This is a genomic window from Mesorhizobium sp. M5C.F.Ca.IN.020.29.1.1, from assembly GCF_003997375.1.
Classification (GTDB): Bacteria; Pseudomonadota; Alphaproteobacteria; order Rhizobiales; family Rhizobiaceae; genus Mesorhizobium; species Mesorhizobium wenxiniae.
The window spans coordinates 1-10,200 of the sequence record NZ_RZSW01000205.1 but is presented as its reverse complement, the minus strand read 5'-3'; the positions used below and the strand labels follow the sequence as shown (position 1 = coordinate 10,200).

The window sequence follows — 10,200 nt, the reverse complement described above, 5'->3', positions numbered from 1 at the left end:
CCTTTGAGCAGTGCCTATTGCGGCCAATTATCTTCAGCCGGAAAGCGGAAAACAGCAATCGGACTTTCGTCCTTAGGCGGTTTGCCACCCCGTCCTTAGATTAGCGCGTGGTAATCGGCTGCCACCACCTTTGCCGCAACCCGCGCATAATCACGCCGACGCGCACAAGGCGCTGCTGCGACGGAGTGTCATTTGGCGAAGACGATCCACACCATGATCCGGGTTCTGGACGAGGCCCGGTCCATCGACTTCTACCGGAAAGCTTTTGGGCTGGACGTCGCTGAACGGCTCGATTTCGAAACCTTCACGCTCGTCTATCTGAGCAATGTCGAGGCGGGGTTCGAAGTCGAGCTCACCGTCAACAAGGGCCGCCAGGAGCCTTATGCGCTCGGCGACGGGTACGGCCATCTCGCGGTTTCGGTCGCAGATCTGGACAGCGAACATGACCGGCTCGGCGCGCTTGACCTGAGCCCGAAGAAGATCGTCGAGTTCAACCGCGACGGAGCGCTGATCGCGCGCTTCTTCTTCATCGAGGATTCCGACGGTTACAAGATCGAGGTTCTGCAGCGTCAGGGTCGGTTCAAATAGGAGACATTACGGCCGCGCCGGCCAGCGGGCGCTAGCCAGGGCACCTTCGGGTGCGAACAGCAAGCAAAGGGAGGAGCAAATGGTCACGATTTATGAGAGAAAGCCGGCCCATGCAAGGAAGCCCGGGCTATCGCGCCGTGAGCTTCTGAAGCGCGGCGGTGTCGGCGCGTTGCTGGTCATTTCGGGCAGTGCCGTCATCAGCCCGGAACATGCCTGGGGTCTCGAAACATCCGCGCTCAAGCCCGAAACCATGGCGACCCTGATCCAGATGGCGCGCGACATCTACCCGCACGACCAAGTGCCTGACGAATATTACGCAATCGCCGTCAAGGCCCATGACGAGCAGGCCGGCAAAGACCCAGCCCATAAGGACCTCATCGAAAACCGGCATCGCCGAACTCGACTCGAAGTCGGGTAAGGGTGGCTACACCAGCCTCGGCTGGGAGGAGCAGCGCGTTGCCGTGCTAAGAGAGATCGAGGACACGCCGTTCTTCCAGGCAGTCCGTGGCGGGCTTGTCGTCGGTCTCTACAACCAGAAAGAGGTCTGGCCGATCTTCGGCTACGAGGGCGAGTCCTACTCCAAGGGCGGCTACATGGCGCGCGGGTTCGACGACATCGAGTGGCTCTGAGCCCCCGTCGTCCCAAACCGTACACAATAGACATCATGGGAGGAAACCATGGCAGCACCATTTGATCTCACGAACGACGGCGTGGTTGTCATCATCGGCTCCGGCGCCGGCGGCGGCACGCTCGGCAACGAACTCGCCCAGAAAGGCATCGATGTCGTCATCCTGGAGGCGGGCGCACGCCACGAATACGAGGATTTCATCAACGACGAGTGGGACTCATTCGCCCAACTCGCCTGGACGGACAAGCGCACGACCTCGGGCGACTGGCGGGTGGCGAAAGATTTTCCCAATCTGCCGGCATGGATCGTCAAGGCGGTCGGCGGCTCGACCACGCACTGGGCGGGCGCCTCGCTGCGGTTTCAGGAGCATGAATTCAGAACGCTTTCGACCTACGGAAAACTAGAAGGCGCGAACCTGCTCGATTGGCCGATCACGCTTGCCGAGCTGGAGCCCTACTACGCAAAGCCGAAGATAAGCTGGGCGTGACGCTCACCAACAACATCCCAGGCCTTCCCGGCAACAACAACTTCAAGGTGATGAAGGCCGGCGCCGACAAGCTCGGCTACAAGGAGTGCCACACCGGCCGGATGGCAATCAATTCCGAGCCGCGCGACGACCGCAATGCCTGCCAGCAGACCGGCTTCTGCTTCCAGGGCTGCAAATGGGGCGCCAAATGGTCGACGCTCTACAGCGAAATTCCCAAGGGCGAGGCGACCGGCCATCTCGAGGTCAGGCCGAACGCCATGGCTATCAAGATCAACCACGATGCGTCAGGCAAGGTGACCGGCGTCGTCTATGCCGACAAGGACGGCAGACTGCAGGAACAGAAGGCCCGCATCGTCGCCGTGGTCGGAAATTCGATCGAGAGCCCCCGGCTACTGCTCAATTCGGCATCGAGCCAGTTTCCCGACGGTCTTGCCAATTCATCGGGGCAGGTCGGCAAGAACTACATGCGCCACACCACGGGCTCGGTCTACGGCATCTTCGACAAGCCGGTGCATATGTATCGCGGCACCACCATGGCCGGTATCATCCGCGATGAGGCCCGCAACGATCCTTCGCGCGGCTTCGTCGGCGGCTACGAGCTTGAGACGCTGTCGCTCGGCCTGCCGTTCATGGCCGCCTTCCTCAATCCCGGCGGCTGGGGGCGTTCCTTCACCACGGCGCTCGACCACTACGACCATATGGCCGGCATGTGGATCGTCGGCGAAGACATGCCGCGCGAGCAAAAACCGCATCACGCTGCATGCCGATCTCAAGGACGAGCACGGCATGGCGGTAGCGGACGTCCATTTCGACGACCATGCCAACTACACGGCAATGCGAGACCACGCCTACAAGCAGGGCTCGGCGCTTTACGCAGCGGTGGGTGCGACCCGGACCTTCCCGACGCCACCCTATCCGTCGACCCACAATCTCGGCACCAACCGGATGAGCGAGAAGGCGGCCGACGGCGTCGTCAACAAGCATGGCCAGGCGCACGACATCAAGAACCTGTTCGTGTCGGATGGCAGCCAGTTCACCACCGGCGGCGCTGAAAACCCAACATTGACGATCGTGTCGCTGGCGATCCGTCAGGCCGACTATATCGCTGAACAGATGTCGGCCAAGAGCATTTAGCGATACCCTCTCGACTGCCTGTTGGCGCGGAACCTCGCAAGGTTTCGCGCCTCTTCTTGTCGGCTGTTCAACGCTTCGTGCAGGTCGAGGCGGTGAAGGCGCCGTCAGGCTGCTTCATGATGATGTCGAAGGACGGGCTGATTTGACCGTCCGGGATGGCTTGCGTGAGCGAGATCGAGTTGCCGCCGGTCGTATAGCCGCCCAACGGTCCCAACCATGTAATCTCGCCATTTGTATCCATCTGATAGTTGTAGCCCTGCCGGGCGGTTCCGAAGGTCACCGGACCGCTATAGACATTTCCCTTGATGGTGATATCGCCAAGGCTGAGGAACATGCCAAGCAGATAGACTTCGCAGTGATAGGTCCCGTCCGGCAATTTGCCGTGGGTGAAATCGGCGCGTCCACTGGCGGTGGCCGCAACCAGAAGCATGGTGCTGAAAATACGAGAAATCCTGGAGGTCATGACGTCGCTCTTTTGGAGATCGAGCTTGCCGCATTTTCCTGCAGCGCTGCAACCTTTCGTCGTCTTTGATACGGTGTTGCTCAAAATTCATGCATTAATTCGTGACTGATGAAAACTTAGGCGAGAGCGGGGAATTTTTTCTCAATCAGAACACCTGCGGCGGCGCTTAACTTTGGCGGCTAATATATTAACCAGCTGATAGGGCAAGGAAATCTCAGCGCACTCAATTTTGCTCCCGCGGTTGGCACAGCCGTTGCATGGTCTGTTTGCGATGCGATCAACCAGCTAGGGAGTTTGAAATATGAGGGGCAGTTTCTCGACGATAACAAAAATGTTTTCGGCAGGCGCGGTCACAGCCGGCTTGCTGATGAGTATCCCGGCCAGGGCGGCTGACGATACGATCAAGGTGGGTATTCTCCACTCGCTGTCGGGGACCATGGCAATTTCGGAGACGACGCTGAAGGACGCCATGCTGATGCTCATCGAAGAGCAGAATGCAAAGGGCGGCCTGCTCGGCAAGAAGCTCGAAGCGGTCGTCGTCGATCCGGCTTCGAACTGGCCGCTGTTCGCCGAAAAGGCACGCGAGCTGATCTCCAAGAACAAGGTCGCGGCGGTGTTCGGTTGCTGGACCTCGGTGTCGCGCAAATCGGTGCTGCCGGTGTTCAGCGAACTCGACAACATCCTTTTCTACCCCGTCCAGTATGAGGGCGAGGAGAGCGAGCGCAACGTGTTCTACACCGGTGCGGCGCCGAACCAGCAGGCTATTCCGGCCGTCGACTATCTGATGAGCGAGGACGGCGGATCGGTGAAGCGCTGGGTGCTTGAAGGCACCGACTATGTCTATCCACGCACCACCAACAAGATCCTCGAAGCCTATCTGAAGGCCAAGGGCGTCGCTGCCGAAGACATCATGGTCAACTACACGCCGTTCGGCTTCTCCGATTGGCAGACCGAGGTCTCGGCGATCAAGAAGTTCGGCTCGGCCGGCAAGAAGACGGCCGTCGTCTCGACCGTCAACGGCGACGCCAACGTGCCGTTCTACAAGGAACTCGGCAACCAGGGCATCAAGGCCGAGGACATCCCGGTCATGGCCTTCTCGGTCGGCGAGGAAGAGCTTGCCGGTCTCGACACCGCGCCGCTCGTCGGTCATCTCGCCGCTTGGAACTATTTCCAGAGCATCGATACGCCCGAGAACGCGAAGTTCATTGCCGACTGGCACAAGTTCATCAAGAACGACAAGCGCACCACCAACGACCCGATGGAAGCCCACTATGTCGGCTTCAACATGTGGGTGAAGGCGGTTGAGAAGGCTGGCACCACCGACCCTGACAAGGTCATCGACGCCGTGATCGGCGTCTCGGTGCCGAACCTGACCGGTGGTTATTCGACCATGATGCCGAACCATCACATCACCAAGCCGGTGCTGATCGGCGAAATCCAGGCCGATGGCCAGTTCGAGACCGTCTCGCAGACGCCTGGCCTGGTGATGGGTGACGAGTGGTCTGACTATCTGGCTGATTCGAAGGACCTGATCTCCGATTGGCGCGCACCTCTGTCCTGCGGCAACTTCAATGTTGCCACCGGCAAGTGCGGCGGTAAGGGAACCAACTGATCCTCCCGGGTCTGACGGTCGCGGATTTCTCCACGACCTAGACCGCGACGCGTCCGGGCGAGCTCCTCCACTCCTCCAGTCCGCCCGGACGCGAAGTTCAACCCTTCAAGAGTCGCCAGAAATCGATGATCTTCACCCGCGCTATCGGCCTGACGCTGCTGCTCCTCCTGGGGATGCTGTCGCCGTCGAACGCTGCCGAAGCGGATCTGCGCGCCATCATCGCCAAATTTGCCACTGCCTCGAATTTTTCGGCCACCGAAGCTGTCGTGCGCGAGCTGGCGGCCACCGGCGACCCTGCCGTAGAACTCCCGCTTGGCGCGCTTGCGGAGGGCGATCTTTATGTTCGCAAGACCGATTCGCTGGTTTTCATCGGCAAGGAAGGTGGCGGCAGCGTTGAGCTGCTCGACCCGCTGAGCGGTGAAAAGTCCGGCGACGCGGCCAAGGCCGAGATCACCAAGATCAAGGTCAACAATACGCTGCGCCGCGCCATCCGCGATGCCTTGGGCATGCTGACGCTCGGCGCTAAAGACCCGGCTGCCCGCATTGCTGCTGCCGATACAATGTTCAAGACGCCCGATGCCACGAACATCGAGCCACTCGATGCCGCAATCGCCAGCGAAACCGTGGCAAGCGTCAAAGCGCTGCTCGAACAGGCCCGCGCAGCATCGGTTCTGGTGTCGGACAGGCCGGAGGCCGATAAACTCGCGGCGATCGCCCTGATCGGCGCGCGCGGCGACCGCAACGCACTGTCTCTGCTCACCGCCGTCGAGGCCAATTCCGAAGGCGCAGTCAAGGACGCGGCGACGGCGGCGATCGCCAGCATCAATTCGACGCTGGCGCTGTGGGATGCGGGCCAGAACATCTGGTACGGCATTTCGCTCGGATCGGTGCTGCTGCTGGCGGCGATCGGTCTCGCCATCACCTTCGGCGTGATGGGTGTGATCAACATGGCGCATGGCGAAATGGTCATGCTCGGCGCCTACACGACCTTTGTCGTGCAGGAGGTGATCCGCAATTCCTTTCCTGGCCTGTTCGACTGGTCGCTGGTCATCGCGCTGCCGCTCGCCTTCTTGGTCGCGGCGCTCGTCGGCCTTGTCATCGAGCGGGGCGTCATCCGTTTCCTCTACGGCCGGCCGCTGGAGACGCTGCTGGCGACATGGGGGGTCTCGCTGATTCTGCAGCAGGCCGTGCGCACCATCTTCGGGCCGACCAACCAGGAAGTCGGCAACCCGTCATGGATGTCCGGTTCGTTTGATATCGGCCAGCTTGCGGTTACCTGGAACCGGCTCTGGATACTGGTATTCGCGCTCGGTGTGTTCGCGGTGCTGCTTTATGTGATGAAGCGCACGCCCTGGGGCCTGCAGATGCGCGCCGTCACCGCCAATCGCCGCATGGCCGCGTCTATGGGAATCAGGACGCCATGGGTCGACGCGCTGACCTTTGCGTTGGGGTCCGGAATTGCCGGCATCGCCGGTGTCGCGCTCAGCCAGATCGACAATGTCTCGCCCAATCTCGGCCGCGGCTACATCATCGACAGCTTCATGGTCGTCGTCTTCGGCGGCGTCGGCAATCTATGGGGCACGCTGGTCGGCGCCTCCTCGCTCGGCATCGTCAACAAGTTTCTCGAACCCTATGCCGGGGCAGTCCTCGGCAAGATAGTCGTGCTGGTCCTCATCATCCTGTTCATCCAGAAACGCCCGCGCGGCCTTTTCGCACTTAAGGGCAGGTCGGTGGAAGCATGATCACGGGACGCTTCTTCGCCGCCGGCGCCGACCGCCGCATCGCCATCACGATCTTCATCCTTTTGGCGATCGCCTTCATCGTGCCGCTGCTCAATCTTGCGGTCTCGCCGACAAGTGCGTTCTACGTGCCGTCCTATGTCGTCGCGCTCACCGGGAAATACCTCTGCTACGCGCTGCTCGCCTTGGCGCTCGATCTCGTCTGGGGCTATTGCGGCATCCTTTCGCTCGGCCACGGCGCCTTTTTCGCGCTCGGCGGCTATGCGATGGGCATGTATCTGATGCGCCAGATCGGTTCGCGCGGCGTCTACGGCAATCCGCTGCTGCCGGACTTCATGGTGTTCCTGAACTACAAGGAGCTGCCGTGGTTCTGGTACGGTTTCGACCATTTCTGGTTTGCGGCGATCATGGTGCTTGCGGTGCCCGGCCTGCTCGCCTTCGTCTTCGGCTGGTTCGCCTTCCGCAGCCGCGTCACCGGCGTCTATCTGTCGATCATCACCCAGGCGATGACCTATGCGCTGCTGCTTGCGTTTTTCCGCAACGACATGGGTTTCGGCGGCAACAACGGCCTGACCGATTTCAAGGATATTCTCGGCTTCAACGTGCAGGCCGATGCGACTCGCTCGGGATTGTTCGCGGCCAGCGCCATAACGCTGGCGCTCGCCGTCTTCGTTACCTGGGCAATCGTCGGTTCAAAATACGGCAAGCTGCTGATGGCGGTGCGCGACGCCGAGAGCCGCACGCGCTTTCTCGGCTGGCGCGCGGAGAACGTCAAACTGTTCGCCTTCACTGTGTCGGCTGTCATGGCCGGCATTGCCGGCGCGCTCTACGTGCCGCAGGTGGGCATCATCAATCCGGGCGAGTTCGAGCCGTCCAACTCGATCGAGGTGGTGGTATGGGCGGCCGTAGGCGGGCGCGGCACCATCGTCGGGCCGATCATCGGCGCACTCGTGGTCAATGCCGGCAAATCCTGGTTCACCGGCGTGCTGCCGGAGTTCTGGCTGTTTGCGCTTGGCGGCCTGTTTGTCGCCGTCACGCTGTTCCTGCCCCAAGGCATTATCGGCATGTGGGATTCCTGGCGCGGCAATGCCAAGGCGCTGCGCGCGGCCTTGATCGCCGAGGAGGCCGGCACCGATCCTGACGTCCAGCCACCGCCGAAGATCGTCCGCTCGGCTGCGAGAACGCCGGGCGACTGGTCCACATCCAGCCCCGAACCGCAGCCGGCGGAGTGAGCGATGTCGAAGAGCAACACCATCCTCTATCTCGACGGCGTCTCGGTTTCCTTCGACGGCTTTCGCGCCATCAACAACCTGTCGCTGGTGCTCGACAAGGGCGAGATGCGGGCAATCATCGGTCCCAACGGCGCCGGCAAGACCACGATGATGGACATCGTCACCGGCAAGACGCGTCCCGACGCGGGCGAGGTTTACTTCGACGGGCAGGTCGACCTGACCAAACATGACGAGGCCGAGATCGCCATGATGGGCATCGGCAGGAAATTCCAGAAGCCGACCGTCTTCGAAAGTCACACGATCGAGGAGAACCTGATGCTGGCGCTGAAGGGCCCACGCTCGATCTTCCCGGCGCTGTTCCATCGCCGCTCGGCCGCAGAGGCGCGGCAGATCGACGATATCCTCGGCATCACCCGGCTGGGCGACAAGCGCGATGAACTCGCCGCCAATCTCAGCCACGGCCAGAAGCAATGGCTCGAGATCGGCATGCTGCTGGCTCAGGATCCGAAGCTGCTGCTGGTCGACGAACCGGTTGCCGGTATGACCGACGCCGAGACTGAAGAGACCGCGCGGCTGCTCAAGGATATTGCGCGCGACCACTCGGTCATCGTCGTCGAGCACGACATGCATTTCGTGCGCGAGCTCGGCGTCAAGGTCACCTGCCTGCACGAGGGTTCGGTTCTGTCCGAAGGCTCGCTCGATTTTGTTTCGGCCGACGAGCGTGTCGTCGAAGTTTACCTGGGAAGATGATCATGGTCTGGCGCGTTCCGTTCCATCATTTCGACCTTTCGTTCTTCAGGCGTTGGAGATGGCGCTGACCATGCTCGAAGTCTCCAACGCCACGCTGCACTACGGCGCCGCCCAGGCGCTGCGTGGCGTCTCGCTGAAGGCCGGCGCGGGCAAGATCACCTGCGTACTCGGCCGCAACGGCGTCGGCAAAACCAGTTTGATGAGATCGATCGTCGGCCACCACCGGTTGACGAGCGGAAGTGTTGCCTTCGAGGGGAAGGCGCTCGACCGGAGCGCGGCGTATGATCGCGCCCGGTCGGGCATCGCATTCGTGCCGCAGGGCAGGGAGATCTTCCCGCTGCTCACCGTGCGGGAAAACCTCGAATCGGGCTTTGCGCCATTGAAGCGCGCCGACCGCAGCATTCCCGGCCACGTCTTCGAATTGTTCCCCGTGCTGAAGCAGATGCTCGGCCGCCGGGGCGGCGACCTTTCCGGCGGCCAGCAGCAGCAGCTTGCCATCGGCAGGGCACTGGTGATGCGGCCGAAACTGCTGGTGCTCGACGAGCCGACCGAAGGCATCCAGCCGTCGATCATCAAGGATATCAGCCGCGCCATTCGCTATCTGCGCGACCAGGCAGGCATCGCCGTGCTGCTGGTTGAACAGTATCTTGATTTCTGCCGGGAACTGGCGGACGAGGTCAACATCATGGACCGCGGCCAGATCGTCCACACCGGCCCGGCCGAGGATCTCGACCGCGCCGATGTCCGCAAGTTCCTGACTGTTTAAAGCCTCAGTGGCGAATCCCAAACCTCTAGGATTAGCTGAACCATCTCTCCCGTCGTCATCCTGGGGCGAAGCAAGGAGCGAAGCGACGCGGTGCAAACCCCAGGAATCCATGCCGTGACACCCGCCGAAGAGTGCCGAAGAGAAAAAGCCGTTCTCCGGCGCCCCCCATCCTGGACTCTGCACCGTGGCGATGCTCTGAAGTCACGGCATTGACCCTTGCGTCTTCACTCCGCTTCGGGTCGCTGCGCCCCAGGATGACGAAATAACGAAGGTTTACGAGATTTTCTTCAACGACACCGTTTGCAACTCTGGCGCGCCGAAGATTGCATGCTAGGCTTTACTTGGCCTTGTTGAGTCGGCCGCTTTCCGTATCAGTCTCGTTGACAGATCAAGGTGAGGCGTGGGCTCAGCCGGCACGTTCCGTGCAAGCAGCCCCCTTCTTGAGATCTGATTGTTGTTCAACGCATTTGGGGCACTTGGGCCAGGGCAGCCGATGGAACGTTACGTCGAGGACTACCAGAAACGACGGCTCACCGAGCGCGTCGACATCATGACCGCCATCAACATTCTGAAATCACAAGGATACGACCACGACGAGCTGATCGCAGAGATCACCAAGGTCTTCTATGTCGATCTCGATACCTACAACGAGGTCGTGAAGGCGGCGTGAGGGGTGACGGAAGGGGCGGATGCGCTAAACCGCGAAGCGGCTAGCTTGCGCGTCGGAAGGTCGAGGCGGCGACGCGGTTGCGACCGCCGCGCTTGGCGGCATAGAGCGCCTTGTCGGCCGCGCTGAGCACC

At 61.3% G+C, this 10,200-nt stretch carries 8 protein-coding genes and 2 pseudogenes; 9 read left to right on the top strand and 1 reads right to left on the bottom strand.

Annotated elements, in window-relative coordinates; translation table 11 throughout:
* The first annotated feature begins 192 nt into the window (after positions 1–192).
* The 3 genes and pseudogenes from EOA85_RS17655 to EOA85_RS17645 all read left to right on the top strand — a co-directional run bounded on the left by EOA85_RS17655 (position 193) and on the right by EOA85_RS17645 (position 2,837).
* The gene (locus tag EOA85_RS17655) at positions 193–588 is read left to right on the top strand and encodes a VOC family protein (RefSeq protein WP_127210574.1); all 396 of its coding nucleotides are present in this window, start codon (positions 193–195) and stop codon (positions 586–588) included.
* Positions 589–667: 79 nt separating this feature from the next.
* Positions 668–1,217 (top strand): annotated as a pseudogene (locus EOA85_RS17650) (gluconate 2-dehydrogenase subunit 3 family protein).
* A 48-nt stretch (positions 1,218–1,265) separates the two neighbouring features.
* Positions 1,266–2,837: pseudogene (locus EOA85_RS17645) on the top strand (GMC family oxidoreductase).
* 67 nt (positions 2,838–2,904) lie between these two features.
* On the opposite strand, the gene EOA85_RS17640 reads toward EOA85_RS17645, so the two are convergent.
* Positions 2,905–3,300 (bottom strand): hypothetical protein, encoded by a 396-nt coding sequence (locus EOA85_RS17640; RefSeq protein ID WP_127210573.1) that lies wholly within the window; start codon positions 3,298–3,300, stop codon positions 2,905–2,907.
* 301 nt (positions 3,301–3,601) lie between these two features.
* Between EOA85_RS17640 and urtA the strand changes: the two genes are divergently transcribed.
* The 6 genes from urtA to EOA85_RS17610 all read left to right on the top strand — a co-directional run bounded on the left by urtA (position 3,602) and on the right by EOA85_RS17610 (position 10,069).
* Complete coding sequence (gene urtA / locus EOA85_RS17635) at positions 3,602–4,912, top strand: urea ABC transporter substrate-binding protein (protein WP_127210572.1); 1,311 nt, start codon at positions 3,602–3,604, stop codon at positions 4,910–4,912.
* Positions 4,913–5,037: 125 nt separating this feature from the next.
* A complete protein-coding gene (gene urtB, locus EOA85_RS17630; RefSeq protein ID WP_127210571.1) occupies positions 5,038–6,654 on the top strand; it encodes an urea ABC transporter permease subunit UrtB in 1,617 nt (538 codons plus the stop codon).
* Entirely contained in the window at positions 6,651–7,883 is a 1,233-nt protein-coding gene (urtC, locus tag EOA85_RS17625; RefSeq protein ID WP_127210570.1) for an urea ABC transporter permease subunit UrtC, read from the top strand. Before urtB ends, urtC begins: the two co-directional genes overlap by 4 nt.
* A 3-nt stretch (positions 7,884–7,886) precedes the next feature.
* Positions 7,887–8,633 carry an urea ABC transporter ATP-binding protein UrtD gene (urtD, locus tag EOA85_RS17620; RefSeq protein ID WP_127210569.1) on the top strand — a complete coding sequence of 249 codons (747 nt, stop codon included), beginning with the start codon at positions 7,887–7,889 and terminating at the stop codon, positions 8,631–8,633.
* Between the two features lie 70 nt (positions 8,634–8,703).
* Positions 8,704–9,399, top strand: a complete 696-nt coding sequence (gene urtE / locus EOA85_RS17615; RefSeq protein ID WP_127210575.1) for an urea ABC transporter ATP-binding subunit UrtE — start codon at positions 8,704–8,706, stop codon at positions 9,397–9,399.
* Positions 9,400–9,892: 493 nt separating this feature from the next.
* Positions 9,893–10,069, top strand: a complete 177-nt coding sequence (locus EOA85_RS17610; RefSeq protein WP_082982505.1) for a hypothetical protein — start codon at positions 9,893–9,895, stop codon at positions 10,067–10,069.
* The last annotated feature ends 131 nt before the right edge of the window (positions 10,070–10,200 follow it).